General features: G+C 72.6%; 22 protein-coding genes. 7 read left to right on the forward strand and 15 right to left on the reverse strand.

The window, feature by feature from the left end; genetic code table 11:
• Positions 1-62: 62 nt before the first annotated feature.
• Positions 63-1,769, reverse strand: coding sequence for a SulP family inorganic anion transporter (locus tag DEJ50_RS03505; RefSeq protein WP_150205926.1), 1,707 nt, complete (start codon positions 1,767-1,769; stop codon positions 63-65).
• A gap of 106 nt (positions 1,770-1,875) precedes the next feature.
• A complete protein-coding gene (locus DEJ50_RS03510; RefSeq protein ID WP_150205927.1) occupies positions 1,876-2,334 on the reverse strand; it encodes a pyridoxamine 5'-phosphate oxidase family protein in 459 nt (152 codons plus the stop codon).
• 217 nt (positions 2,335-2,551) lie between these two features.
• Between DEJ50_RS03510 and DEJ50_RS03515 the strand changes: the two genes are divergently transcribed.
• The gene (locus tag DEJ50_RS03515) at positions 2,552-3,016 is read left to right on the forward strand and encodes a Crp/Fnr family transcriptional regulator (RefSeq protein WP_150205928.1); all 465 of its coding nucleotides are present in this window, start codon (positions 2,552-2,554) and stop codon (positions 3,014-3,016) included.
• Positions 3,017-3,084: 68 nt separating this feature from the next.
• Here DEJ50_RS03515 and DEJ50_RS03520 read toward each other — a convergent pair whose 3' ends face one another.
• The 5 genes from DEJ50_RS03520 to DEJ50_RS03540 all read right to left on the reverse strand — a co-directional run bounded on the left by DEJ50_RS03520 (position 3,085) and on the right by DEJ50_RS03540 (position 9,533).
• Positions 3,085-4,815 carry a GAF domain-containing sensor histidine kinase gene (locus DEJ50_RS03520; RefSeq protein WP_150205929.1) on the reverse strand — a complete coding sequence of 577 codons (1,731 nt, stop codon included), beginning with the start codon at positions 4,813-4,815 and terminating at the stop codon, positions 3,085-3,087.
• An 86-nt stretch (positions 4,816-4,901) separates the two neighbouring features.
• Positions 4,902-5,171 (reverse strand): DUF1918 domain-containing protein, encoded by a 270-nt coding sequence (locus DEJ50_RS03525; protein WP_190344246.1) that lies wholly within the window; start codon positions 5,169-5,171, stop codon positions 4,902-4,904.
• Positions 5,168-7,750 carry a cation-translocating P-type ATPase gene (locus tag DEJ50_RS03530; protein ID WP_190344248.1) on the reverse strand — a complete coding sequence of 861 codons (2,583 nt, stop codon included), beginning with the start codon at positions 7,748-7,750 and terminating at the stop codon, positions 5,168-5,170. The genes DEJ50_RS03525 and DEJ50_RS03530 overlap by 4 nt, the downstream gene beginning before the upstream one ends.
• Before the next feature lie 8 nt (positions 7,751-7,758).
• Positions 7,759-8,622: a universal stress protein gene (locus tag DEJ50_RS03535; protein WP_150205930.1), complete on the reverse strand. Its 864-nt coding sequence runs from the start codon at positions 8,620-8,622 to the stop codon at positions 7,759-7,761.
• Entirely contained in the window at positions 8,619-9,533 is a 915-nt protein-coding gene (locus DEJ50_RS03540; RefSeq protein WP_150205931.1) for a universal stress protein, read from the reverse strand. The genes DEJ50_RS03535 and DEJ50_RS03540 overlap by 4 nt, the downstream gene beginning before the upstream one ends.
• 269 nt (positions 9,534-9,802) lie before the next feature.
• Between DEJ50_RS03540 and DEJ50_RS03545 the strand changes: the two genes are divergently transcribed.
• From DEJ50_RS03545 to DEJ50_RS03570, 6 genes are all read left to right on the forward strand, one after another.
• The gene (locus tag DEJ50_RS03545; protein ID WP_223837570.1) at positions 9,803-10,468 is read left to right on the forward strand and encodes a CBS domain-containing protein; all 666 of its coding nucleotides are present in this window, start codon (positions 9,803-9,805) and stop codon (positions 10,466-10,468) included.
• Positions 10,469-10,502: 34 nt separating this feature from the next.
• The gene (locus DEJ50_RS03550; protein WP_190344250.1) at positions 10,503-11,381 is read left to right on the forward strand and encodes a universal stress protein; all 879 of its coding nucleotides are present in this window, start codon (positions 10,503-10,505) and stop codon (positions 11,379-11,381) included.
• A gap of 46 nt (positions 11,382-11,427) precedes the next feature.
• Positions 11,428-12,021, forward strand: a complete 594-nt coding sequence (locus tag DEJ50_RS03555) for a CBS domain-containing protein (RefSeq protein ID WP_223837571.1) — start codon at positions 11,428-11,430, stop codon at positions 12,019-12,021.
• Positions 12,022-12,034: 13 nt separating this feature from the next.
• Complete coding sequence (locus tag DEJ50_RS03560; RefSeq protein ID WP_150205933.1) at positions 12,035-12,637, forward strand: CBS domain-containing protein; 603 nt, start codon at positions 12,035-12,037, stop codon at positions 12,635-12,637.
• A gap of 95 nt (positions 12,638-12,732) precedes the next feature.
• The gene (locus DEJ50_RS03565; RefSeq protein ID WP_150205934.1) at positions 12,733-13,161 is read left to right on the forward strand and encodes a hypothetical protein; all 429 of its coding nucleotides are present in this window, start codon (positions 12,733-12,735) and stop codon (positions 13,159-13,161) included.
• 24 nt (positions 13,162-13,185) lie between these two features.
• Positions 13,186-14,175: an Acg family FMN-binding oxidoreductase gene (locus DEJ50_RS03570; protein ID WP_223837572.1), complete on the forward strand. Its 990-nt coding sequence runs from the start codon at positions 13,186-13,188 to the stop codon at positions 14,173-14,175.
• Positions 14,176-14,229: 54 nt separating this feature from the next.
• On the opposite strand, the gene DEJ50_RS03575 is transcribed toward DEJ50_RS03570, so the two are convergent.
• From DEJ50_RS03575 to DEJ50_RS03610, 8 genes are all read right to left on the reverse strand, one after another.
• Complete coding sequence (locus DEJ50_RS03575; protein WP_150205935.1) at positions 14,230-16,896, reverse strand: cation-translocating P-type ATPase; 2,667 nt, start codon at positions 16,894-16,896, stop codon at positions 14,230-14,232.
• Complete coding sequence (locus DEJ50_RS03580; protein ID WP_150205936.1) at positions 16,889-17,485, reverse strand: hypothetical protein; 597 nt, start codon at positions 17,483-17,485, stop codon at positions 16,889-16,891. Before DEJ50_RS03580 ends, DEJ50_RS03575 begins: the two co-directional genes overlap by 8 nt.
• A 44-nt stretch (positions 17,486-17,529) precedes the next feature.
• Positions 17,530-18,030, reverse strand: coding sequence for a flavodoxin domain-containing protein (locus DEJ50_RS03585; RefSeq protein WP_150205937.1), 501 nt, complete (start codon positions 18,028-18,030; stop codon positions 17,530-17,532).
• A gap of 43 nt (positions 18,031-18,073) precedes the next feature.
• Positions 18,074-20,515: a phosphoenolpyruvate synthase gene (gene ppsA / locus DEJ50_RS03590; protein ID WP_150205938.1), complete on the reverse strand. Its 2,442-nt coding sequence runs from the start codon at positions 20,513-20,515 to the stop codon at positions 18,074-18,076.
• Between the two features lie 444 nt (positions 20,516-20,959).
• Positions 20,960-21,409: a universal stress protein gene (locus DEJ50_RS03595; RefSeq protein WP_190344252.1), complete on the reverse strand. Its 450-nt coding sequence runs from the start codon at positions 21,407-21,409 to the stop codon at positions 20,960-20,962.
• A 67-nt stretch (positions 21,410-21,476) separates the two neighbouring features.
• On the reverse strand, positions 21,477-23,876 hold the full coding sequence (locus tag DEJ50_RS03600; protein WP_150205939.1) for a glycoside hydrolase family 65 protein: 2,400 nt from the start codon (positions 23,874-23,876) through the stop codon (positions 21,477-21,479).
• Positions 23,873-24,628, reverse strand: a complete 756-nt coding sequence (locus DEJ50_RS03605) for an HAD family hydrolase (RefSeq protein ID WP_150205940.1) — start codon at positions 24,626-24,628, stop codon at positions 23,873-23,875. The genes DEJ50_RS03600 and DEJ50_RS03605 overlap by 4 nt, the downstream gene beginning before the upstream one ends.
• Positions 24,628-25,308, reverse strand: coding sequence for a helix-turn-helix domain-containing protein (locus DEJ50_RS03610; RefSeq protein WP_150205941.1), 681 nt, complete (start codon positions 25,306-25,308; stop codon positions 24,628-24,630). The genes DEJ50_RS03605 and DEJ50_RS03610 overlap by 1 nt, the downstream gene beginning before the upstream one ends.
• Positions 25,309-25,310 lie beyond the last annotated feature (2 nt).

The following is a 25,310-nucleotide window of genomic DNA, read 5'->3' on the forward strand; positions in this document are numbered from 1 at the left end:
ACACCGCCAGCGTGGCCCACGGCCGGCCTCCCCGCATGGGCCGGTCGGTCCCCACCCGCCCGTCAGCCGTCCCCGCCGTCGTCTTCTGCCGTGCGCTGCCAGGCGCGGTACGCCGCGACTGCGGTGGGGAGAGTGGGGTAGATGTGTTCCGGACCGACGGCGGCCGTCAGACCGTAGGCGTCGAGGGGGTCGCGGAGGTCCTGCTTCACGCGGGCGAGGGCGAAGACAAGACCCTTCCGTACGAGTTCGGAGCGCAGGGCCTCGACGGCGTCGAGGGCGGTGATGTCGACCTCCACGTTGGCTTCGGCGTTGAGGACGAACCAGTGGACGGGTTCGTCCTGTGCCTCGACGGCTGCCAGGGCGCGGCGGCGGAAGTCCTCGGCGTTGGCGAAGAACAGCGGGGAGTCGTAGCGGTAGACGAGCAGGCCGGGAACGGTCCGTGCTTCCGGGTAGTCGTCGACGTCGTGCATGCCGGCCAGACCCGCGACCGTGCCGAGGACCGCGTCGTGCGGTCGGGCGACGCGGGCGAGGAGTTCCAGGACCGAGAGGGCCACCGCAACGAGGACGCCGTACAGGATGCCGAGGGCGAGGACGCCGGCGGTGCACCCGAGGGCGAGCAGCAGTTCGCGGCGCCGGAAGTCCGCGAGGCGGCGGAACTCTCCCACCTCCACCAGACGCACCGCCGCGTAGACGACGATCGCGCCGAGGGCCGCGGTGGGGGTCAGGGCCAGCAGCGGGCCGAGGAAGAGCAGGACGGCGGCCACGCACCCGGCGCCGACCAGGGAATAGGCCTGCGTGCGTGCTCCGGCCGAGTCGGCGAGGGCGGTGCGGCTGGCACTGCTGCTGACCGGGAACCCCTGCAGGACTCCGGCACCGAGGTTGGCCGCGCCGAGGGCCAGCAGCTCACGGTTGGCGTCCAGCGGGTACGGGTCGTCGGCGCGGGCGAACGCGCGGGCGGTCAGGACGACATCGGTGTAGCCCACGAGGAGGACACCGAGGGCCGGCAGGACCAGGTGGGCCAGGTCGGCCGGACGGGGCGGGTCGAAGCCGGGCAGGCCGGTCGGGACGGCACCGATGACGTCGATGCCCGGGGCCTCGTCGAGGGCGAGGACCGCCACCACCGCCGTGGACAGCACGAGGACGATGAGCGGCCCGGGGAGGGCCCGCCACAGCAGGGGCAGGGTGAACAGCAGGACCAGGCATCCGGCGGACAGGGCGGCCGTGGGCCCGTGGACCTCGGGCAGCTGCCGGAGGAACGAGAGCAGCTGGGGGAAGAACCCCGATCCACCGCCCTCGGTCCCCGTGAGCCGGGGCAGCTGGTCCACGATCATGATGGCGGCGACTCCGGCCAGGTAGCCGACGAGCACGGGCCGGGAGAGGAGGTCGGCGAGGAAGCCCAGCCGGACGGCCCACGCCACCAGGCACAGCAGGCCGACGGCGACGGCGAGGGCGGCGGCGAGCCCCGCGTACCGTGCGGGATCGCCGGCCGCGAGCGGGCCGACGGCCACGGCTGTCATCAGGGCGGTGGTCGACTCCGGGCCGACCGACAGCAGCCGCGAGGAGCCGCTCACGGCGTACAGCACCATGGCCGGCAGCACCGCCCACAGTCCGACGACCGGCGGCAGGCCGGCCACACCCGCATAGGCCATCACCTGCGGCACCAGGTAGGCGGCGACCGTGATCCCCGCCAGGACGTCACCGCGCAGCCGATCGGGCCGATAGCCACGGAAGGCGGGCGGGACCACAGCGTTCCGTCCGTGCTTCGGCATGGCACCTCCGGACCTCGCTGCGGGCGGTTGCCGCTCCATCGTGCCGGGCCCGGTCCCGCACGGGCGTCAAGCACGCGGGCGGATCGGTGACCACGGTGCGGCCGTCTCAGGACAGCCGGAAGCCGGTGACCAGGCCGGGCGTGATCCGGATGGCTCCCGAGGACGTGCCGTCGCCCCGGGGCCGGAGGAGATGTGCGTAGCGTTCCAGCTCGTCGGGATCGGTGACCACCGTGGCGTAGCCGGTGGCCACCACGCTCCAGCCGGCGTGCGTCTCGGGATCGATGGTGTCGGCCTCGTACGCGACGACCACGCCCGCGCCTTCCTCCACCCCGGTCAGCGCTGTCCGGGTCGCTCCCTCGTCGGGCCGGATGATGATGTCGCCGGCGTCGAGAAGGTGATCGACCGGACATACGGCGGGCAGCGCGTGCCGGGTGAAGACGATGCGCCCCACCCTCACGCTGCCGAGCAGTTCCCACGCCTCCTCGGCGGCCAGTTCCACCCGCCGCCCCGGCACCTCGGGCGCGGCGTGGGCCCCGGCTCCCCCTGGCGGTTGACTGCTGTGCATCCTCGGCCCCTTCGGTTCGGCAGGCTAGCCGGACTCGGGCGCCCGCGATGTGGTTCAACGGGACCGGCGGCCCTGAAGAGGCCGTCCACCCGCCAGGGTCCCGCCGTGAACGAACTCGGGCATGGGCCGTTCGGGCCCGGGCAGGGACCACAGGGCCCATGCCGTGCACGTTCCGGCCCGCCCAGACTGGGGACGGACTCGAATCAGGAGGCCGTCCATGAACACCCAGTCCCCCACCCGGATCGCCACGGCACTGCCCGCGGACTGCCGGACCCGCCTGATGGAGATGGCCCGCGAGGTGAACTTCACCGAGGGGACCCGTCTCTTCCGCGAGGGCGGCCACGCCGACCGGTTCTGGATCGTCCGGTCCGGCACCGTCACCCTGGACGTCCACGTGCCCGGCCGGCGCGCCGCCGTGGTCGAGAGCCTCGGCGCCGGCCAGCTCGTCGGCTGCTCCTGGCTTTTCAAGCCCTACGCCTGGCGCCTGGGCGCCGAAGCGATGACCCCCGTACGCGCCTACGAGTTCGACGCGGCGCGCGTGCGGCAGCTCATGGACGCCGACCCCGTCTTCGGCTCTGCCGTCGGCCACTGGGTCGGGCAGGTCCTCGCCCACCGCCTGCAGTCCACCCGGATCCGGCTGCTGGACCTGTACGCGCCCTACGGCAGCGGCAGCTTCCTGTAGCCACCCCACCGACCGGCACGTAGCCGCCCGACCGGCCGGCACGCGGCCTCGTGGGGAGGCAGCGCCGGTCACAGCGTCGGCGGGGACAGCGGCACCTCCCACTCCAGACGAGTGCCGCGCACCCCATCGCCCCGCGCACCGGCCGTCATCCGGCCACCGAGCTTCGCGGCGCGCTCGGCCAGGTTGCGCAGTCCGCTGCGCCGGCCGCCCTCGGCCATGCCGGCTCCGTCGTCGGTGACCGTGAGGGTCAGCGCGCCGTCCGCCGCGACGATGGCGACCTCCGCGCGGGTGGCCCTTGCGTGCCGGGCGACGTTGCTGAGGGCCTCGGCGAGTACGGCGAGGGCGTCGTCGGCCACGCCCGGAGGCACGTCGGTGTCGATCAGCCCTTCCATGCGCAGAGCGGGGGCGAAGCCGAGGGCGGCTGTCGCCTCGTCCAGGGTCTGGACGGCGCGGGAGCGGAGCTTGGAGCCCGTGGCGGGGGCCTCGTGCTCGCGGAGGCCGAAGATGGTGGACCGGATGATCTTGATGGTGGCGTCCAGGTCGTCGACCGCACGGGAGAGCCGTTCGGACACTTCGGGGTGCTCTGCGAAGCGCTGGGCGCTCTGGAGGGTCATGCCGGTGGCGAAGAGGCGCTGGATGGCGAGGTCGTGGAGGTCGCGGGCGATGCGGTCGTGGTCCTCCAGGATGCTCATCTGCTCGGCGTCGCGGCGGCGGCCGGCCAGTTCCAGGGCGAGGGCGGCCTGGCCGGCGAAGGCGGGGAGCGCGGCGACCTCCGGGGAGGCGAAGCCGGGGCGCCCGCGGCGCCGGGCCAGGATCAGGACGCCGCTGAGTTTCTCCTTCGTGCCGACCGTGACGGCGACGGCCGGGCCGAAGCCCCGCCACCTTTCCGGTTGCACGGCAACGCGGCTGTCGGTCTCCACGTCCTTGACCGTGATCAGACCGTTCCTGGCCAGTGCCGCTTCCGCCAGGGTGCCCCGGGTACTGGGCAGGACGATCCCGCGATGGGCTTCGGCTCCCTCGCCCGCGGCCAGGGACCCGCACAGCTCCCCCTCGGACCCCAGAAGGTAGAACACGCCCATGTCGGCGCCGGTCATGTCCTTGGCCCGCTCCAGCATGCCCGCGAGCACCTCGTCCTCGGGTGCTCCGGACAGCAGGGCGCTGGTGATCTCGGAATTCGCGGCGAGCCACCGCTCGCGCAGGCGCACGTCCTCGAACAGGCGGGCATTCTCGATGGCGATGCCGGCGGCGACCGCGAGGGTGGACAGGACCGCCTCGTCCTCGGCGTCGAAGTCGATTCCGCCGCGCTTCTCCGTGAGGTAGAGGTTGCCGAAGACCTCCTCGCGGACCCGGATGGGGACACCGAGGAAGGAGTGCATCGGCGGGTGGTGCGGCGGGAAGCCGTAGGACGCGTGGTGTTCGGACAGCTCCGACAGGCGCAGGGGTTCGGGGTGGCGGATCAGTTCGCCGAGGATGCCGTGGCCGGAGGGCAGGTCGCCGATCCGGGCGCGGAGCTCGTCGCTGATGCCGACGGGCAGGAACTCGGCGAGCTTCTCGTCGTCGCCGATCACGCCGAGTGCGCCGTACTCGGCGTCCACGAGGACGACCGCGGCCTCGACGATGCCGCGCAGCACCTGGGGCAGGTCCAGCTCGCGGCCGACCGACATGACGGCCTCCAGGAGGCCGTTGACGCGGTCCCGGGTGCCCCTGACCTCGTCGATCCGCACCTGGAGCTCGTCGAGCAGCTCGTCCAGCCGCAGCCGCGGCACACCGCTCGCGGCAGACCGGCTTCCGGCACTCATGCCCCACCTCCGGCCGACGGCGACGGTGAGAGGACCACGCGTCCACCGTAGCGCCCGCCGGAGGGGCCGTCCCGCTCAGCCGGGAGCTACTGCTCCGTCCTGCTGATTCTGCCGGCGGGCCGTGCCACCGCTCCGTCGTGCAGGTGCCGGACGTGGGCGTCCGGGCCCGGGAAGAACACGGACGTACGACCGGTGTCGGACCAGCGGACGTCGTACGGAGGGGTTCCGTCCGGGTGATGGAGGGCGATGACTTCGCCGTCCCGGCCGGGCCTGCCGACGGTGGGGCCGCCCACCACGATCTGGTCGCCGACCTCGGCGTGGATACCGGGTCCGTGTTCAGGTGCGTACGCGTTCATGATCGTGCCCTTCTACGGAAGGCGGCCCGCAGGAGGCGGGCGGCAGCGAATGCTGCGAGGGCGGCTGCCGAAGCGAGCCAGACACCGGTCCAGCCCACTGGCTCGGTGTCCAGCAGTGACTGCAGGGCGGGGACGTGCAGGGCGGCCATCGCCAACGCCGCGGATCCGGCCACGGAAGCCGGAAGGAAGATGTTCGCCCTGGTCAGCAGTCGGGCCCGGAGTCCCAGGGCCACGCCCAGCTGGGCTCCGAGCAGGGCCAGGAAGAGCACGCTCTGCCACGGCAGGTCCATGGCCCGGGCGGCGAGGCCGGCGAGCAGGCTGACCGCCGTGACGGCAGCGGCCAGGACGAGGAGGCGCTGCCACACGCCTGCGGCAAGGATGTGCTGGTCCGGCGGCCGGGGCGGGCGCCGCATGGCCTCGGGTGCGACGGGCTCCGCGCCCATGGCCATGCCGGTCAGGCCGTGGGTGAGGAGGTTGATCCACAGGATCTGCCCCGCGCGCAGCGGCAGGGCCAGGCCCAGCAGCGGACCGATCAGCATCACGAGGATCTCGGCGGCTCCGCCGGCCATGGCGTAGACGAGGAAACGCCGGATGTTGTCGTAGACCCGCCGGCCTTCCTCGACGGCGGTCACGACAGTGCCGAGCTCGTCGTCGGTGAGGACGAGGTCGGCGGCCTGCCGGGCCACTTCGGTACCGCGGGCGCCCATGGCGACGCCGATGTCGGCCTGGCGCAGGGCGGGTCCGTCGTTGACTCCGTCGCCGGTCATGGCGGTGACGGCGCCGTGGGCCCGCCAGGCGTGGACAATGTCCAGCTTCTGCTGCGGGTCGGTCCGGGCGAAGACGCGGACGGCAGTCAGGTCGGTGTCCGGCGCGGCGGCCAGTTCGGGGCCGGTGACGACCTCACCGCTCTTCCCGTCCTGGACGAGGCCGGTGCGCGCGGCGATGGCATGTGCCGTCGCGGGGTGGTCGCCGGTGATCAGGACCGAGGTGATGCCCGCGTCCCGGCATGCCGCAAGGGTCGCCGCGGCGGCGGCTTTCGGCGGGTCGCTGATGGCGATCAGGCCGAGCAGGTGCAGCCCCTGCTCGGCCTCGGCGGCCGGCAGGTTCCACTGGAGCCGCTCGATGCCTGCCACGGCCAGGACGCGGAAGCCTTCCGCGGCCAGCGAGGCCGCCTGCTCACGGGCCCGGTCCAGCCGTTCGGGCGGCTCGGCCAGCACCGTGGGGGTGAGGACGGCCTCGGGGGCTCCCTTGAGACAGACCAGCACGTTCCCGTCGGGAAGGTGGTGCAGGGTGGTCATGCGCTTGCGCAGGCTGTCGAACGGGGCTTCCGCGATCCGGGGGCAGGCCCGGTGCAGCTCGGCCGGGTCAGGGCAGCCGGCCTTGGCAGCGGCTGCCAGCAGCGCGGCCTCCATGGGATCGCCCACGGCCGCCCAGGTGTCCGATCCGGCCCCCGGTGGCTTGAGGCTGGCGTCGTTGCACAGGGCAGCTGTGGTGAGCAGCTCCCGGAGCGGGCGGAGCTCTTCGGGCGTCAGTGGGCGTCCCGCGCGGGTCAGCTCGCCGTGCGGCGCGTAGCCGCTGCCGGACACGTCGGCGGCTCCGGAGGGCGTCCAGAGGTGTTGGACGACCATGCGGCCCTCGGTGAGGGTGCCGGTCTTGTCGGTGGCCAGCACGCTCACCGAGCCCAACGTCTCGACGGCGGGCAGCCGCCGGACGAGTGCGCCGCGGGCTGCCATCCGGTGGGCGCCGAGGGCGAGGGCGAGGGTGACCACGGCCGGCAGTGACTCGGGTACCGCGGCGACGGCCAGGCTGATGGCGGTGACGGCCATCGTGCTCAGGGGAAGGCCGCGCAGCAGGCCCAGAGCGAAGAACAGCAGGCACAGGGCGATGGTGACGGCAGCCAGGACGCGGCCGAGGGAGGCGAGCCGCCGCTGGAGCGGGGTCGGCTCGCGGTCGCCGTCGAGCAGGGCGGCGATGCGGCCGAGGGCGCTCGCCGGGCCGGTGGCCGTGGTGGTGACGGTGGCCCGGCCGCGTACGACGATGGTGCCGGCGGACACCGTCTCGCCCGCGGCCTTGTCGACGGGTTCGGACTCGCCGGTGAGCATGGACTCGTCCAGCAGGAGCGCGGTGGCCTCGGTGAGGTCGGCGTCCGCGGCGACGATGTCGCCCTCGCCCAGCAGCAGGGTGTCCCCGGGCACCACGAGCGCCGCGGCGACCTCGTGCGCGGCTCCGTCGCGCAGCACCCGGGCGTGCGGGGCCGAGAGGGCGGAGAGCGCGGCGACGGCGCGGTCCGCCCGGACCTCCTGGGCGACCCCCACCGTGGTGTTGAAGACGATCACCAGTCCGATGACAACGGCGTCCGGGTGATCCCCGATCGCGAGGGTCAGCAGTGCGGCGCCCAGCAACACCATGATCAGCGGATCGCGCAGCTGTGCCAGCACTCGGCTGTACAGGGGCGTCGGCCGAGGTGGGGACACCTCGTTGCGGCCGTGGCTGACCAGCCGGCGTTCGGCCTCGGCCTGTGTGAGCCCGGGAGGGTCCGGGACACGGACGGCCGGTGCGTCGGTCGTGGGGCTGGTCATGTCGGCCTTCATCCGTTCGGGACGGTGATGACCGGGCAGTGTGCCCGGTGCAGCAGACCGTGCACGGTGGAGCCGACGCGCATGCCGGTGTAGCCGCCCCGGCCGCGACGGCCCACGACGACGGCGAGCGCGTGCTCGGCGGCACGGGCCAGCTCCTCGACCGGGTGGCCGACCGGCACCTCGTGGGTGAGGTGCACGTCCGGGTACTTCTCCGACAGTCCCGCGGTGGTCTCGGCCAGCAGGGCTCGCTGAGCCTGCAGGGCGGCTTCCCGGCCGTGGAGCGGGAGAACGGGGGGCTGCCACACGGAGACGGCACGTACGGCCGCGCCGCGCAGATCGGCCTCGTCGAAGGCGAACGCGAGGGCCGTGGCCGAGGCGGCACTTCCGTCGATGCCGACGACGAAGTACGGCGGCTGCTGGGTGATGTGGTCGGCGTCGCCCACGACGACGACCGGGCAGGCGGCCTGCGCGGTCACCGGAACCACCAGCGATCCGGCGCTGAAGACTTCCGCCACCCGGCCCAGGTGCCGGGAGCCGAGCACGACCATCCGGGCGTGCCGTGCCGCGCCGGCGAGAACGGGGGCGGGGAAACCCTCCCGCACATCGCCGACGACGGCCAGCTCGGGATGGCGTCCGTGGGCCCAGTCCCGGGCCTGCTCGATACGCTCCGCGCCGGCTCGTCGCAGGGCGGTCTGCCGGGTTGTGTGGTCCACATGGTGGGTGTCGCGCGGGGGTGGCACGGCCAGCACCAGGCGCAGCGGGAGCCGGCGCCGGTATGCCTCGTCAGCGGCCCAGGCCAGGGGAAGGTGCCACTCCCGGACCGGGTCGATGCCCACGAGGATGTCGTGTGCGGCTTCCCCGTGCCCGGTCATGACCGGCTCCCGGAATCGGTCCCCGTACGGGGGATGAGGAGCACGGGGCAGTGGGCGTGGTGCAGTACCCCGTGGGTGGCACCGCCCAGGTTGCGGCCGAGTCCGAGGGGCGTGGGGGCTCGGCGACCGCCCATGACGAGCAGGTCGGCGTGACGGGACGCCTCGACGAGCACTCCGGCCACCGAGACGCTCTTCTCCGCACGGCTTTCGACGGTCAGGTCGGGGAACTCGTCGTGGATGGTCTCCGTGACGGCCTGCAGGGCCGAAGCGTGCCGGCCGGCGATCTCGTCGACGTCGTCGAGCATGGGCGCCACGTTGCCCACGGACTGGAAGACGTTCCAGACGTGCAGCAGCCGCAGGGACGCCTTTCTCAGCTCCGCTTCCCGGGCGGCGTACCGGGCGCACACGAGGTCGTGCTCGTCACGGACGGCCGCGAGGACGGTGCCCCGTTCCTCCGTATCCTCATCCTCAATGCCGCGGACCACGATGACCGGGGTCCTGGCACCGGCTGCCGTGTCGAGGCCGACGGAGCCGAGCATGAGGGAGTTGAAGCCGCCCAGGCCGCGGTTGCCGACGACGATCGTGCCGTACAGACCGCCGGCCCGGTGCAGGGTGGTGACGGCGTCCGTGCGGCTGAACTCCGTGGTCACATGCAGACCGGGATACTCGGCGGCCACAGCCTTCGCCGTGTCGTCCAGGAGCTCCCGGCCCGCGGCACGGACCTTCTCGATGGTCTCCGCCGCCACGTACAGGGCCCTGCCGTCGGTGTCGGCACCGTAGACGATGTGCAGGGGGCGGCCCCGGCGTACGGCCTCGCCGGCGGCCCACAGAGCGGCGCGGCGCGCCGGCTCCGAGCCGTCCACGCCGACGGTGACCGAGCTGGTGTCCGGGGTACGGATGGTGCTTTCCACGGTTACTCCCAACCGAGAGGCCGATGGGGGACACCACCCACGCTGGCATCCGTGATGCCCTGGCAGGAGGGCCGCCCGGGACCGCTGCCGGGGCCAAAGGGCCCCATCACTCCGGATCGGCCCGTACCGCCCGGGACCGGCTGGTCCTTCCGGTCCCGGGACGGGACCGTTCGGCCCTCGATTCCTCCCTCCGCTCCGGCGGAGGGTGAAGGGCACACAGCCCGCACAGGGCACCGGCCGCGCACGACCCGGAACAGCAGGAGGGCCTCATGAAACAGATCACGGTGGCGGACCTGATGACCGACGAGGTCGTCTCCGTGGGCCCGGACACCGCTTTCAAGGACGTGGCGAAGCTCCTCGCCCAGTACGACATCTCCGGAGTCCCCGTCCTGGACGAGGAGGACCGGGTGGTGGGTGTCGTCTCGCAGACCGACCTGCTGGCCGGCAGGTCCCCGGCCGGTCCACCCGGTCCGGGCAGCGGGACATCGACGGCGTCTCCCACGGCAGGGGATCTCATGTCCGCGCCGGCGATCACCGCCCATGCCGAGGAGACGGCGGCCGACGCGGCCCGCCTGATGACACGCCGCGGCATCGAACGGCTGCCCGTCGTGGACGTGGAGGACCGCCTCGTCGGCATCGTCACCCGGCGGGACCTGCTGCGCATGTTCCTGCGTCCGGACGCCGAGATACGCCGACGCGTTCACGAGGTGCTGAGGGATGTCGCGGGCGTACCGGACGGCGACGTCGAGACGCATGTCGTGGACGGCATCGTCACCCTGGACGGCACCGTGCAGCGCCGGAGTCAGTTGTCCGTACTGCTCGGCCTCATCGAACGCCTCGACGGCGTCGTGGCCGTCGCATCGCGCGTCACGGCCGGATCCGACGACATGGCGGTCCACCATGCCGGGCACGCCCGTCACGCCATGCCGTGGTGAGGCCGGCGCCACCGCGACCAAGGAGCTCGTCATCATGAAGAACCATGTGACGGCCGGCGTCGACGGCTCCCCCGAGAGCCGGGCGGCGGCCCGATGGGCCGCCCGGGAAGCCGTCCTGCGGCGGGTTCCGCTGCGGCTCGTCCACGCCGTCGACTGGCCCCTGGACCCGGTACTCCCCGGCATCGGCAGACAGGACGTGGACCGCTGGGCGGACCAGGTCCTGGCCGAGGCGGCACAGGAGCTGCACCGGCGGCATCCGCACCTGGAGATCACCACCCGCTGCCCGACGGGCCGTCCGGCAGCCGCGTTGGCCGCCGAGGCCGCGGACGCCTCCTTGCTCGTCCTGGGCTCGCGTGCCCTGGGCGGTGTGGTCGGGTTCCTCATCGGCTCGGTGGCGATGTCCACCGTGGTCGCGACCGACACCCCCGTCGTGCTCGTCCGCCTCGCCGACGACCCGGACGACCCGGACGACCCGGGCGCCGGTGCCGGTGCCGAGGTGGTCGTCGGCGTCGACATCCACGAGGCCGGGGACCGGGTGCTCGCCTTCGCCTTCGAAGAGGCGGAACGACGTGGATGCCCGTTGCGGGCCGTGCACGGCTGGAAGATGCCGGCCGCCTACGCGTACGTCCCCTTCTTCGACCCGGAGAACGAGCGGGACATCGGCAGAAGCGTGGCGCACATGGCCGACGACATGCTGTTGCCCTGGCGGCACAAGTTTCCGGAAGTGGAGGTCACCTCGGACGTGTTCATGGGATCCGCAGGGGAGCGGCTCGTCCACGCCTCCCACGGAGCGGGACTGATCGTGGTGGGTCGCCGGCTGCGCCGCTCACCCCTTGGAGTACATCTGGGCCCGGTCGTCCACGCGGTACTGCACCACGCGGCAGCGCCGGTGGCCGTCATCGCCCACGGCTGAGTCCGCACCGTCCGCGGACCGTTCACAAAGGAACGTCATGAAGCACATGCGCACAGTCGACGACGTCATGACCCATGCCGTGATCTCCGTCGATCGCGACACCGTGTTCAAGGACATCGTTGAGGCGCTGCGGATGTGGAACCTCAGCGCCCTCCCCGTCCTGTCCGAGGACGGACACGTGGCGGGCGTCGTCTCCGAGGCCGACCTCCTGATCAAGGCACAGGGCACCGACCCGGACCGCGCGACCACCGCGGGGCAGCTGATGACCCGCCCGGCGGTGACGGTCACGAGGGACGCCACCATCCCGGGTGCGGCGCGCCTGATGGCGCGCAACCATCTCAAGCGCCTGCCCGTGGTCGACGGCGAGGGCTGCCTGGTCGGCGTCGTCAGCCGCGGCGACCTGCTGAAGGTGTACCTGCGCCCGGACGCGGACATCGGCGCCGAGGTCCGCGACCTGATCATGCGTCAACTGATCCCGCGCGGCTCCGCCGAAGTACATGTGCACGTCTCCGACGGGATCGCCCACCTGCACGGATCGCTGTCGGATCCCGGGCTGGAGGACGTCGTGGTCCGCGCCGCCGGGACGGTACCGGGCGTCGTGGGGGTCGAGGCCGACTTCACCGTCCCGGTATCCGGCTGAGAGGAAGGCCGCCATGAGGCACCGCAGGGTCGCCGACCTGATGACGCCCACCGCCGTCACCGTCCGCCCCGCCACGGCGTTCAAGGAAATCGCCCGGCTTCTGCAGGAATTCGACATCACGGCCGTGCCCGTCGTGGACGGGACCGGGCACCCGGTCGGTGTCGTCTCGGAAGCCGACCTGCTCCGTCGGCGCACGGTCGGCGGTGTGCCGACGGCCGAAGACCTCATGACGAGCCCGGCCGTCACGGCCCGCCCGGAGTGGAGTGTGGTCCGTGCGGCCCGGGTGATGCAGCGGCACGGGGTCAAGCGGCTGCCGGTCGTCGACGCCGGCGGCCGGGTGATCGGTGTGATCAGCCGAAGCGATCTGATCCGGCTGTTCCTCCGCCCGGACCACGCCATCTCCGAGGAGATCGTCGAGGACGTCCTCACCCGCATCCTCGGCATCGCGCCTTCCTCGGTCACCGTCGACGTGGAGGACGGGTCGGTGACGCTCAGCGGCACGGTGCCCCGGCCCGAGCTGCTGCCCGTGGTCGTCCGGCTCTGCCAGAGCGTCGACGGGGTCGTGGACGTCGACAACAGACTGACCTGCGCCCCGGTCGCCGCCGACAGCGTGTGACGGGGGCCGAACGGCCGGACTGATCGGCCCTACCGGTCCCCCGGCGGACATCAGAGCCTGACTTCAGCGGGATCCGGGAACCGAGGAGGAACACCATGTCCAACCGAATCACCGTGGGGCAGGACGGTTCGGGCGCGGACCTCGCCTGTGCCGACTGGGCGGCCGAGGAGGCCGAACTGCGCGGCGGCAGCCGCCGGATCGACGGGTTCTTCGTCGGCTCCACCGGCTCAGACGCCATCCCCAGGACCAAGACTCCCGTCGTCCTCGTACGGGCGACCGAGAACCGGGGCGACGCTTCGGCCGGCCGAGCGAAACCCTACGGACCGGTGGTGCGCGGGGTGGATCTCCGCTGCAACTGCGACCGGTTGTTCGCTTTCTCCTGCGAAGAGGCCCACCGGCGTTCCCGCCCGTTCGTCGTCGGCCGGCGTGTCCGGCGCTCGGCACTCGGCGCCCACATCGGCCCCCTCACCCATGCGGTGATGCACCATGCCACCTCCCCGGTCGCTGTCGTGGCACACGACTGAGGACGCACAGACAGGACCAGTCCCGTGACCGCACCACACCTGGACCCCGCTGATGTCACCCGGCTCGTCGGCGATGCCGTCAGCGCTCCCTCCATGCACAACGCCCAGCCGTGGAAGTTCGTGTTCCGCTCGGCGGGCAACGTCATCGAACTGCACGGCGACCCGGATCGCGCCCTGACCCGGACCGATCCGGATCACCGGGCCCTCCACCTCGGCTGCGCCGCAGCACTGTTCAACCTGCGCGTCTCCGCTGCCTGGCACCGGTACCCGGTGCGGGTGCGTCTCCTGCCCGAAGACTCCGAGCCGTGGCTGCTCGCCACCGCGACCATCGGCGAACCTGCCACGGACGAACACGAGCTGGCGGCCCTGCACGACGCCCTCGGGCGCCGGCACACCAGCCGCGACCCGTTCAGTGACGAGCCCGTCCCCGAGGCGCTGCTGGACGGCCTGAAGGCCGCGGCCCGCCTGGAGGGCTGCCGGCTGGTGGTTCCGGGCGACTGGCACGTGGAGACCGTGCTCGGACTGGTCCGGGACGCCGAACACCGGGAGGAGATCGATCCGCTGGTACGGGCCGAGACCGCCGCCTGGACCGCGCCCGTACGCGACGGGACCGACCCACGCGGCGACGGCATCCCGGCCGCCGCATTCGGCCCAAGGAGTTCCGGCGGGTCCTCCCCCGTACGCGACTTCGGCCGCTCCCGGCACCTGCCGGACCGCGGCTGGGCCGTCTTCGAGAAGCGGCCTCAGCTGGCATTGCTCGGCACCGCCGCGGACACCCGGGCCGACTGGCTGCGCGCCGGCCAGGCGCTGGAACGCGTCCTCCTCCAGGCCACCTCCGACGGCCTCGCCACCTCCATGACCTCACAACCCCTGGAGTGGCAGGAGCTGCGGTGGACGGTCCGCGACCCGGCCGAGGCCACGGGCCACGTACAGATGGTCATCCGCCTCGGCTACGGCCCCCAGGGACCCACGACGCCGCGCAGGCCGGTGACGGAGGTTCTGGACATCCGGTGACGGCCCGCTCACGGCCGGGCTCCCGCGTCCTGCATGCCATCGTCTCCCTCGGGATCACGAGTGCCGGCGGCGGGCCCAGCGGCGGATCTCGTCCGTCCCCCAGACCAGCGGCGGGAAGGCCGCGATGAGGAGGACGACGTCCAGCGGCAGGGCCGCGGTGCCGAACAGGTGCTGGAGCGGGGGCGCGTAGACGAGCGCCGCGGTGAAGGCGAGTTCGAACGCGATGCCGGCGAGCAGCAGGGGGTTGGTGAAGAGGCCGATGTCCCGCAGGGCCGCGTGGTCGGTCCGGGCGGCGATGGCGGTGCCGACCTGGCAGGTGACGATGCCGGCGAAGGTGGCGGTGGTCGCGGTGAGGTAGGCGTGGTGGAGCGGGGCGCCCGGCCCGGTCGGGTCGCCGGGGTGCCAGCCCGCACGCCACAGGACGTAGAAGAACGCGGCCATGACGAGGACGGCGGAGACCGTGCCGAGCCAGCCCCAGCTGCGGACCAGCATGTCCTTGTTGATCACGCCTTGGGTACTGGGGCGGGGCGGACGGTTCATGACGCCGGGTTCGGCACGTTCACGGCCGAGGGCGAGCGCGGGGAGGGTCTCGGTGCCGAGGTCGATGGCGAGGATCTGGAGCACGGTCAACGGCAGCGGGACGGCCCCGCCGGAGAGGGCGAACACGAGGAAGGGAACGACTTCGGGGGTGAGGTGGGCGAAGATGTAGACGATGAACTTGCGGACGTTGTCGTAGACCCGACGGCCGGATTCGACCGCCGTGACGATGGTGGCGAAATTGTCGTCCGTCAGGATCATGGTCGACGCCTCGCGGGCCACGTCCGTGCCCGAGCGCCCCATGGCCACGCCGATGTGGGCGCGGTGCAGGGCGGGGGCGTCGTTCACCCCGTCGCCGGTCATGGCGACGATCTGGCCGTGGCTCCGCAGGGCGTCGGCCACCTTCAGCTTGGTCTCGGGCGAGGAACGCGCGAAGACGATCTCGGTACCGCCCTGCCGGAGGATGTGGTCGAGGTGGTGGTCATCGACCGTCTCGGACTGGGCGATCACCCGCAGCTCCGGCTCGCCGATGCCCACGGCGCGGGCGATCGCGGCTGCCGTGGCGCCGCTGTCCCCGGTGACGATGTGCACGGTGAGGCCCGCCTCGTGGCACCGCAGGACCGCAGCCGCCACTTCCGGACGCGGCGGATCGTAGAGGCCGACCAGGCCGAGCAGGCGCAGGTCCCGCTCGGCCTGCTGCCGCCGCGCCGGTACGGCGGCACCGGCCGGCAGGTCCCGGACGGCGACGGCGAGCACCCGCATGCCCTCCGCGGCCAGCGCGTCGGCGGCGTCCTGTGGCTGCCGGGCCGGCTCTCCGCCCGCGAGCAGTGACAGGACGGCTTCCGGGGCGCCCTTGACGATGACGCGGAGGCGGCCGTGGTCCGCCGCCTGGACCACCGACATCAGGCGCAGGCGCGGGTCGAAGCGGAAGCAGGCGCGCCGTCCGGCGTCCCGGTCGGCCAGGTCCGGCGGAACGGCGTGCTGTGCGGCCCCCTCCACCAGCGCGATCTCGGTCGGGTCTCCGTGCAGCCGGCCATCGGTCTCGCGGGTCACGGTGGTGCACAGGGCCGCCGCGCCGATGAGCTCGGCACTCCAGGGCCCGGTTTCCGTGAGGTGCCCGGGCGTCCAGAACCCGTGGAGGCGCATCTCGTTCCGCGTGAGGGTGCCGGTCTTGTCGGTGCAGATGACGTTGGTGGACCCCAGGGTCTCCACGGCGCTCAGCCGCTTGATCACCGCGCCTTGGCGGGCCAGGACCCGGACGCCGACGGCGAGGGCCAGGGTGATGGTGGGCAGCAGCCCCTCGGGCACGTTGGCCACGAGCAGGCCGATCGCGAACATCAGCGAGTCGGTCACCGGCAGCCCCACCGCCACGCCGGTCACGAGGAACACCGCGCTCATGGCGACGGCGACCGCGGCGATGAGCCAGGCGACCTTCTTGACCTGCTTCTCCAGCGGGCTCGGGTCGCGGCGGGTGCGCTGGCTGAGGGCGGCGATCCGACCGAGCTCCGTGTGGTCACCGGTGGCGAAGACGATCGCCTGTGCCCCTCCCTCCGTGGCGCTGGTGCCGCTGAAGACGAGGTTCGGCTCCTGCAGCAGCGGAGCCGCCTGCAGACCGGGGCCGGCCACACGCTCGACGGGAGTGGATTCGCCGGTCAGCATGGACAGGTCGGCTTCGATGCCGCCCTCGGTCAGGCGGGCGTCCGCGGGTATCCGGTCGCCCTCCCCGAGGACGATGAGGTCACCGGGAACGAGATCGCGGGCGGGGACGTGCTGTGGCCGGCCGTCGCGGATCACCTGGGCCTGCGCCGGCAGGTATTGCGCCAGGGTCTCGACGGCCTTCTCGGCCTGCTGCTCCTGGACGAGGGCGAAGCCCGCGTTGACGAGGACGACCGCGATGATCGCCCAGCCGAGCACGTCGATGGCGGCGATGAAGGCGAGGGCCGCTGCCGCCCACAGCAGCAGGGCCAGGGGGTGGACCAGCTGCCGCAGGAGTTCCCGCAGGACGCTCGGCTGCGCGGTGCGACGGACCTCGTTCGGGCCGTAGACCGCCAGCCGGCGGGCGGCCTCCCGGCTCGACAGTCCCAGCGGCCCCGTGTGCAGTTCACGGCGGAGCAGGGGTAGGGGCTCAAGGGGATCCGGGGTGACGTCCCGCCCGAGTGCCGGGCCGGCCACCCGGTCAGTCATCGTCCGCTCCCTGATCGGGGCGCAGGCGGCCGGTCCAGACGGGTTCGACGTCCTCCCACTCGGCTTCCCACGCCCGGGCACTGCGTGCGTCGACGGTCCGCAGACCGATACGGACGAGGAAACCCGACACCAGCAGGGTTGCGGTGAACGCCACCGTGCCCAGACCGAATGCCTCCAGCGCGATCCCGGCCGTGCCGCGGGGCGCCGAGGCGACGCTGCCGTGGTCGTCGACCCACACGCGCACGCTGTCCCCCTTGCGTGCGTTCGCCGGTACGGGGACGGTGCCGGCGTGCGCGCGGCCCGGCGGATACTGCCAGTCGGCGGGGGCGACGGTGATGGTCCGCTGTCCCGGTCGGTCGCCGGCCCGGTAGGTGGTCTCGCCGACCGTGACGGCCGCTACGGAGTGCCGGTGGCGTGCGACCTCCTCGGCGGCGCGCCCGGCCTCGGTCCAGGCGTTCCGTCCCACGACGACACCGCAGATCACGGCGATCAGGCAGGCCACGGCGAAGGCAGCGTGCAGACGGCCGCGGGTGCGGTCGGCCTTTCGCCGCAGCGGGTTGCCACCCCGTTCCGGTGTCCGGTCGTGCATGGCGCACCTCCGCCCTGCGTTGCCGGCGAGCCGGGCCGTCGCGCTCAGGCGGCGGTGAGCTCGGCGCTGATGTGGTGGGCCCACTCCTGGATGCGCCCGGGGTCGCGATAGTCCCCGCCCTTGCCCTGCCGGAGCATCGACCGGGCGAGGAGGCCGGGGGTGCGGGCCGTGATGCTGCCGCCGAAGGTCTTGTGCTCACGTGCGCCGATGAGCTGCATCTGCCGGGCGACGGCGGGAACCGGGGGAATGTCGCGCTCCTCGGCCGAGCGGTCGAGGGGGCCGCTGCTGAACAGCCACACCGGGCGGTGCCGGAGGGACTCGGCGTTGCGTTCGGCGCAGCGCTTGGCCTTGCCGCTCCAGTGGCCCGCGTAGAGGGCGCCGCCGAGGACGACGGCGTCGTAGCCGCGGACATCGCGGACACCGTCGGCGGGCAGCACGACGGCCTCGAGGCCGTCCTCGGACAGCGTCCGGCCGATCTGCTCGGCGATGCCTGCGGTGCCGCCGTGCTTGGTCCCGTAGGCGACCAGGACTCGCTTGGTGGTCATGGCCGTGCCTCCTTGTCTCCCCTTGAGCGGGCTGAAGCCACTGTCACGCGGCCGGCGGCGGCTCCGCTTGGGTCGGACGGTTCCCGGCAGGGACCATTCGGCCCTCTCCGTGCCCGTGCTCCTCGGCCGCTGCCACGTGCTGCTTGACGGCGGCGAAGCTGTCCGGGGCCACGGAGACGGAGTCGATCCCGGCGTGGACGAGGAAGGCGGCGAAGGCGGGGTCGTCGCTGGGACGCTGACCGCACAGGCCCACAGGACGCCCTGCGGCCTGGGCCTGTGGGACGAGCATCCGGATGAGGCCGGTGACGGCCGGGTCGTTCTCGTCGAACACCTCGGCGAGGGCTTCGGAGTCCCGGTCGACGCCGAGGGTGAGCTGGGTGAGGTCGTTGCTGCCGATGGAGAAACCGTCGAAGCGTGCCGCGAAGTCCTGGGCGAGGAGGATGTTGGCGGGGATCTCCGCCATCACGTAGACCTTGAGGCCGTTCTCGCCCCGGCGGAGTCCCTCCGCCGCCATCACGTCGAGCACCCGGTCGGCTTCCCGGAGGGTGCGGCAGAAGGGGATCATGATGATGACGTTGGTCAGGCCCATCTCGTCGCGCACCCGGCGCAGGGCCCGGCATTCGAGGGCGAAGCCGTCGCGGTAGCCGTCGCTGTAGTAGCGGCTGGCACCTCGCCAGCCGATCATCGGGTTGGCCTCCACCGGCTCGAAGGGCCTGCCGCCCAGCAGCTTGGCGTACTCGTTGGTCTTGAAGTCGCTGGTGCGGACGACGACCGGGTCGGGCCAGCGGGAGGCGGCGATCCGGGCGATGCCGTACGCCAGGCGGTCGGTGAAGCAGGCGGTGCGGTCGAGGTATCCCTCGGTGAGCTGGTCGACGGCGCAGCGGTCGGCGGCGTCCAGGCGGTCGGGGTGCAGGAGAGCCATGGGGTGGACTTTGACCTGGTGGGCGACGATGAACTCCAGGCGGGCCAGGCCCACACCGTCGGCCGGCAGCCGCCACCAGCGGAAGGCCGCCGACGGGTCGGCGAGGTTGAGCATCACCCGGGTCCGTGTGGCGGGCAGCGCGGCCAGGTCGGTCTCGGTCTCCTCGTACGGCAACAGGCCCGCGTACACCTTGCCGCGGCTGCCTTCCGTGCACGAGACGGTGGTGTGGTCGCCATCGTGCAGGACTTCGGTGGCGTTCCCGGTGCCGACGACGGCCGGCACGCCGAGTTCCCGGCTGACGATCGCCGCGTGGGAGGTGCGGCCTCCGTGATCGGTGACGATCGCCGCGGCCCGCTTCATGATCGGTTCCCAGTCGGGGTCGGTGATCGAGGTGACGAGTACGGCACCCGCGGGAAAGCGGTCCAGTTCGACGGGGGTGTCCAGCAGCCGTACCGGTCCGGCACCGACGGCCTCGCCGACCGCGATGCCTTCCGCAAGGACCTTGCCGGGGGCTCCGGTGAGGCGGCAGCGGCGCAGTGTCGTGGCACGTCGGCGGGACTGGACGGTCTCCGGCCGGGCCTGGACGATCGCCAGGCCGCCGGTGATCCCGTCCTTGGCCCATTCCAGGTCCATCGGGCAGCCGTAGTGCTCCTCGACGGCGACGGCCCATTCGGCGAGCTGCCGTACCTCGGCGTCGGTCAGGACGCGTCGGGCCTGCTCCTCGGCGGTGGTGTCCACGGTGTCCGTGAGTCCGTGCACGGCGTAGACGGCCTTGCGGCGCTTGGCGCCGACGCGCACGTCGATGACGGGGTTCAGGACCGGGTCCTTGAGGGAGGGCTTGAAGACGGTGTATTCGTCAGGGTCGGTCTGCCCGCTGACCACGGTCTCACCGAGCCCCCAGGCCGCGCTGACCACGACGACCCCGGGGAAGCCGCTCTCGGGGTCCAGGGTGAAGATCACCCCGGCGCCGGCCAGGTCGGAACGGACCATCACCTGGACACCGACGGAGAGCGCGACCCGCAGGTGGTCGAAGCCCATCCGCTCGCGGTAGTCGATGGCCCGGTCGGTGTAGAGGGAGGCGAAACAGTGACGTACGGCATCCAGCAGCTGTTCGGTGCCGCGCACGTTCAGGTAGGTCTCCTGCTGGCCCGCGAAGCTGGCCTCGGGCAGGTCCTCGGCCGTGGCGCTGCTGCGCACGGCGACCTCGGGCTCGGGCCGGCCCACCGCGCGGCCCAGTTCTTCGTACGCGGCGGCGATGCCGTCCCGGAGTGCCTCGGGCAGCGGTGCGGCCGTGATCAAAGACCGGATCGCCTCGCCGACGTCCTCCAGCGCGGCGCCGTCGTGGAACCGGTCGAGCTGTTCCTCGATGCGGGTGCGCAGCCCGTGCCGGTCAAGTAGCTCTCCGTAGGCTTCGGCGGTCGTGGCGAAGCCTGGCGGTACGGTTACGCCGGACGAGGCCAGCTGAACGATCAGCTCGCCCAGTGAGGCGTTCTTCCCGCCCACGCGGCTGACGTCGTTGCGGCAGAGCTGGGTGAACGGAATGACGCGTCGCGTGCTGTTCATGACGTCCTCCGGGCCTGCGGGGCGGTGCGGGTGCTCAGTACGGCAGGGGACGGCCGGACGGTGTGCGCAGGTCCAGCGGGGCAGGCTTGTGGGGCTGCTTCGGCCGGGTCTGGATCCGTGTGCGCTGCATCGTGGTCACCCGCTTCGGGAAACGGCGCCTTGAGCGGCGTCCGGGTTCCACGATCACGCCGCGCCCCACCCCGCACGCAGTGCCGAGCGGGCCAGGGTGCGGGGCCGATCGGCCCACGGGTACCGATGGGGCGGGCTCGCCACTGACCTCGGCGTCCTCTCTGCCCATCAGGCCGCAAGAGAGCACTGCACCGTGGACGCTCCGCCGCGCGAACTCAGGCAGTGACGGGCTTCCACGGCCTCGGTGGGCGGGCATGCCGAAGCCCGGCCGCACGCAGCGCAAGGCCACCGCTGCCCGCGACGGCAGGGCGGAATCTACCCGGTGGACAGGTCCGGGCGGACGATGGTCACCGGGCACGGGGCGTGCAGGGCCACCTGCTGGCTCACCGAACCGAGCAGGGCACGACGGAATCCGCCGCGCCCGCGGCTGCCCACGACCAGCATGTCGGCTCCCTTGGCCGCGTCCACCAGGACCTCGGCCGGGTGGCCGTGCACCAGGCGCTGGTGCACCAGGGCGGCGCCGTCCTCGCCGAGTACGGTGCGGACCTCTTCGACCAGGAGCCTTTCCGCCTCTTCCTCGTCGAACGAGGCATCCACTGCCGGGGCCGACCACGATGCTTCGCCGGGGACCTCCCAGGCCGTGACCGCCTCCGCCTTCCCGCCGACCAGGCCGGCGTACCGTACCGCCCAGCGCAGTGCGGCCTGGGAGGAGGGCGATCCGTCTACGCCCACCACGATCCGCGGGGCCTCATCCTGCGTGTCCATGCCCTTCACCCCTTCCGACTCTCTACGTCCAGCGTGTGCGAGTCACGGACGCACCGCCACGCGAGCGTCAGCCCGTGGGCAGGCGGAACCACCGTTCCCGGCCGGCGGCGACCTGCTCGCGCCGGCCGCCCGGAAGGACCAGGGGTACCGGGCCGAGGAGCGACGGCGGGACGCGGACGCCCAGTCGGCCCGGCCGGAACCGGATGCGGATGTCACGGTGGCCGAGGTAGGAGACGGAGAACGCGGAGCCGGGGATCTCGGAGAGCGGCATCGGGTCGATGTGCAGGCCGTCGGTGGCGGGGTCGAGTCCGACGATGCCGCGTTCGACGAGGTCGAGGGTGCCGGCCATGGCGCCGAGGTGGATCCCTTCGCCGGTGGTTCCGCCCTGGACGTCCGTGATGTCGCCGAGCAGGGCTTCCCGGCAGTACCGCCAGGCGTCCGGGCCCTGCTGACGGGCGAGGACCCAGCCGTGGACGAGGCTGCTGAGCGTGGAGCCGTGGCAGGTCCGGCGGAGGTGGTATGCGACCGTCCTCGCCCAGAGCGCGTCGTCGAGGACGTAGCCGAGACGGGCGAACAGCCGGGCGAGTTCCGCGGGGCGGAAGAGGTATCCGAGCATGAGGGTGTCGGCCTGCTTGGACGCCTGGTAGCGGTTGGGGGTGTCGCCTTCGGCCTCCAGGATGCGGTCGAGGCGGCGGATGTCGTGGTAGCGGGCGCGGTACGCGTCCCAGTCGAGTTCGGCGAGGTCGCCGTAGCCGTGGAACTGGCTGATCACATCACGGTGGAAGGGGACGTACATGCGGTGCGAGATCTCCTCCCACACGGCAAGATCGTCCGCGCCGAGGCCGAGGTTCGCGTGGAGCTGGGCGCGTCGGGCGGCCGACAGCTCCTGGTCCAGGTCGAGGGCGCGGGCGAGCACCCAGGCCGCGGTGACGTTGGTGTACGCGTTGTCGTCGATGCCGGGCACGGCGGCGCCCGGGTAGGCGTCGTGGTACTCGTCCGGGCCGACGACGCCGCGGATCCGGTAGCGGCCCAGGCTCTCGTCCCAGTCCGCGGAGTCGGCCCAGAAGTGAGCTATGTGCAGGAGGAGTTCGGCGCCCTGACCGTGCATGAAGCCGGTGTCGCCGGTGGCGAGACCGTACTGCCAGACGTTCCAGGCGATGGCCGAGTTCACGTGGTGCTGGAGGCGGGAGTGGTCGGGCAACCAGCGGCCGGAGCGGGGGTTGAGGTGCACCCGCTGTGTCTCCTCCGCGCCGGAACTGCCGCTCTGCCAGGGGAACATCGCCCCTCTGACACCTCCCCGGCGCGCCGCCTCCAGGGCTGCGGGCAGCCTCCGATGCCGGTACATCAGCAGCGCGCGGGCGGTCTCGGGGAAGTGGAGGGCGAGGTAGGGCAGGACGAACAGTTCGTCCCAGAAGACGTGGCCCCGGTACGCCTCGCCGTGGAGGCCCCGTGCGGGGACGCCGGTGTCGAGTTCGGCGGTGTGCGGCGAGAGGGTCTGCAGGACATGGAAGGCGTGGAGGCGCAGGATCCTGCCACTCTCCCCTGCCGTCATCAACTCCCCTTCGTTCCAGATGCGTTGCCAGGACGCCCGGTGGGATGCCAGCAGGGTGGGGAAGTCCGGAGCCCGGCCTGCGTACTCGATGCTGTGTCGCACGGGGTCGGCGAGAGGGCGGTCGAGCGAACTGAACAGGGCAGCGGTCTTCACCACCACGACCGGCCGCCCACGCCGGATGGGCATGGCGGACCTCTGTGTCGCAGTGCCGGCCGTGCACCGCCTGTCGACATACGTCAACGGCCGCGAGGACGTCCGGACCGCGAGCCCGATCCGTACCCGGGAGGCCGATGTCGTACAGGACAGCCAGGCGACGCCTTCCGCTTCCACTCCCGCCCGGTGGGCGACGAGATGGCCTCCGGCAAGGGCTCGATAGCGGTCCACACCGGCGTTGGTGACCTCGCCGTCGAGCACGGACTCGACCTCGATCCGCCCCCTCCAGCCGTACGCGGTGAAGACGGTGCGCTGCGCGGCCAGGTACGGGTCGCCCATGTGGACGAGGCGGGTATGGGTCACACCCAGTCGGCGGCCTTCGGCATCGTGGAAGAGCATGCGACGGGTGAGCGTTCCGGTGCGCAGGTCCAGCGAGACGTGGCAGTGGCGCAGCGTCGGGTGGTCAGGGGTGAGCCAGTCGCCGGGCGGCGCGCCGTCGGGCAGGCAGCGGTAGCGCAGGGCGGTCCAGTCCGGCAGGCGGACCATGTCCTCGTTGGAGACCGCGCGCCCGGCGACGATGGACGTCAGCCGGTTGTAGCAGCCGGCCAGGTAGGTGGCCGGGTAGTGGACTGCGCCGGCGGTGCTCTCGGGGGCCGCGCCCCGGGTGGCGAAGCGGCCGTTGCCGAGGGTGCACAGGGACTCGACCAGCCTCTCGGTCTTGGGGTCGTAGCGGTGGTACTCCCAGTGCCGGAACGTGTTCACGGCCGGCGCCCGTCGAGCGCGGCGGGCAGACCACCGAGATCCGGCATCACGAGGTGGGCTCCGTGCGCACGCAGGGCGTCCGCACCGTCCGGGCCGCCGTCGCGGGCGAGTCCCACAACCAGGCGGAAGCGGCCTCGGCGTCCCGCTTCGACGCCGACGAGCGCGTCCTCCACCACGGCGGAGTACTGAGGGCCGACGCCGAGCCGGTCGGCCGCCTCGAGGAAGAGGGCGGGGTCGGGCTTGCCCGGAAGGGCCAGCACATCCGCATCGTTTCCGTCCACGACGGCGTCGAGTGAGCCGACGAGGCCCGCGGATTCGAGGAGGGAGCGGGCGTGCCGCGAGGCCGACACAGCCGCGCATCCGACCTGCATCTCCCGCAGGCGGAAGAGCGCGGGGCGGACATCGTCGAAGGCCTCCACGCCTTCGGCCCGCACCGTCCGGGAGAAGATCTGCTCCTTGCGGGCGGCGACTGCGTGCACGGTGCCGCAACCCGGCGGATCCCCGGACGTTCCGACGGGGAGGCCGATGCGGCGTGCGGCGAGGAAGGCGCGGGCACCGTCCAGCCGGGACCGCCCGTCCACCAGATCACGGTAGTCGTGAACGGGGTCGAAGGGGCGCGGCCGTTCCCCGGTGAGCCGTCCCCACGCGGCGAGGCAGCCGTCGAAGGCCTCCTTCCAGGCGGCGGCGTGCCGGGCCGCCGTGGCGAGGAGGACTCCGTCGGTGTCGAAGACGACGGCGCGCACCACGGCCATCAGCCGTGCACCACGCGGCGGCCGGTGAGCCGGACCGGGGTGATCTTCATCCAGTGCGTGCGGATGCCACCGGCCCAGGGCTGGGACCGGGCCATGACGGCCAGGTGCTGTCCCTCGTCATCCGGGACGGCCTCGAGTTCGCCGACGGCCAGCACGCTCCACCCGTCCGCATTGACGTCGTCGATGTGGTCGATCTCGAAGGCGACCTCGGTTCCCACGGCTCGGGCAACGACGGCCTGCGCCGACGTACGGAAGGCGATGGCGGTGCCCGCGAGCATGTAGTTGACCGGGAGGATGGCCGGGCCTTGGGGGGTGAAGACGGCGATGCGGCCGACCCCGTGGGTGCCGAGCAGCCTCCGGCATTCGCTCTCGTCCAACGGCACAAGTACGGCGTCGCGCCGTGCGGTGGACCGACCCGGTACACGGTCGGCTCCGGCACCGGTGAGGTCGCCGACGGTGACCCCGAGGGCGTCGGCGACTCGGACGAGGGTGCCGATGGGGGGAGAGGCAGCGTGATCCTCCAGGTAGGCGATGTAATTGCCGTCTGCTCCGCATCGCCGGCCCAGGTCCTCGCGGCTGAGGCCGAGGGCTTCGCGGCGGGCCGCCAGACGACGGCCCAGATCGGTGCGTCCGGTTGTCCCGCCGGGGGGCATGGACGGCGTTCGTGGGGTGCTCATCATGG

This window comes from Streptomyces venezuelae, from assembly GCF_008642295.1.
Classification (GTDB): domain Bacteria; phylum Actinomycetota; class Actinomycetes; order Streptomycetales; family Streptomycetaceae; genus Streptomyces; species Streptomyces venezuelae_C.

What these genes read in the sequence shown, in the direction of transcription:
- DEJ50_RS03565 (WP_150205934.1), top strand. Translation starts at nt 12,733, where the DNA reads ATGTCCAACCGAATCACCGTGGGGCAGGACGGTTCGGGCGCGGACCTC.
- ppsA (WP_150205938.1), bottom strand. Translation starts at nt 20,515, where the DNA reads ATGAACAGCACGCGACGCGTCATTCCGTTCACCCAGCTCTGCCGCAAC.
- DEJ50_RS03530 (WP_190344248.1), bottom strand. Translation starts at nt 7,750, where the DNA reads ATGACCAGCCCCACGACCGACGCACCGGCCGTCCGTGTCCCGGACCCT.
- DEJ50_RS03525 (WP_190344246.1), bottom strand. Translation starts at nt 5,171, where the DNA reads ATGAACGCGTACGCACCTGAACACGGACCCGGTATCCACGCCGAGGTC.
- DEJ50_RS03550 (WP_190344250.1), top strand. Translation starts at nt 10,503, where the DNA reads ATGAAGAACCATGTGACGGCCGGCGTCGACGGCTCCCCCGAGAGCCGG.
- DEJ50_RS03580 (WP_150205936.1), bottom strand. Translation starts at nt 17,485, where the DNA reads ATGCACGACCGGACACCGGAACGGGGTGGCAACCCGCTGCGGCGAAAG.
- DEJ50_RS03555 (WP_223837571.1), top strand. Translation starts at nt 11,428, where the DNA reads ATGCGCACAGTCGACGACGTCATGACCCATGCCGTGATCTCCGTCGAT.
- DEJ50_RS03505 (WP_150205926.1), bottom strand. Translation starts at nt 1,769, where the DNA reads ATGCCGAAGCACGGACGGAACGCTGTGGTCCCGCCCGCCTTCCGTGGC.
- DEJ50_RS03610 (WP_150205941.1), bottom strand. Translation starts at nt 25,308, where the DNA reads ATGATGAGCACCCCACGAACGCCGTCCATGCCCCCCGGCGGGACAACC.
- DEJ50_RS03510 (WP_150205927.1), bottom strand. Translation starts at nt 2,334, where the DNA reads ATGCACAGCAGTCAACCGCCAGGGGGAGCCGGGGCCCACGCCGCGCCC.
- DEJ50_RS03520 (WP_150205929.1), bottom strand. Translation starts at nt 4,815, where the DNA reads ATGAGTGCCGGAAGCCGGTCTGCCGCGAGCGGTGTGCCGCGGCTGCGG.
- DEJ50_RS03545 (WP_223837570.1), top strand. Translation starts at nt 9,803, where the DNA reads ATGAAACAGATCACGGTGGCGGACCTGATGACCGACGAGGTCGTCTCC.
- DEJ50_RS03575 (WP_150205935.1), bottom strand. Translation starts at nt 16,896, where the DNA reads ATGACTGACCGGGTGGCCGGCCCGGCACTCGGGCGGGACGTCACCCCG.
- DEJ50_RS03535 (WP_150205930.1), bottom strand. Translation starts at nt 8,622, where the DNA reads ATGACCGGGCACGGGGAAGCCGCACACGACATCCTCGTGGGCATCGAC.
- DEJ50_RS03560 (WP_150205933.1), top strand. Translation starts at nt 12,035, where the DNA reads ATGAGGCACCGCAGGGTCGCCGACCTGATGACGCCCACCGCCGTCACC.
- DEJ50_RS03585 (WP_150205937.1), bottom strand. Translation starts at nt 18,030, where the DNA reads ATGACCACCAAGCGAGTCCTGGTCGCCTACGGGACCAAGCACGGCGGC.
- DEJ50_RS03515 (WP_150205928.1), top strand. Translation starts at nt 2,552, where the DNA reads ATGAACACCCAGTCCCCCACCCGGATCGCCACGGCACTGCCCGCGGAC.
- DEJ50_RS03605 (WP_150205940.1), bottom strand. Translation starts at nt 24,628, where the DNA reads ATGGCCGTGGTGCGCGCCGTCGTCTTCGACACCGACGGAGTCCTCCTC.
- DEJ50_RS03595 (WP_190344252.1), bottom strand. Translation starts at nt 21,409, where the DNA reads ATGGACACGCAGGATGAGGCCCCGCGGATCGTGGTGGGCGTAGACGGA.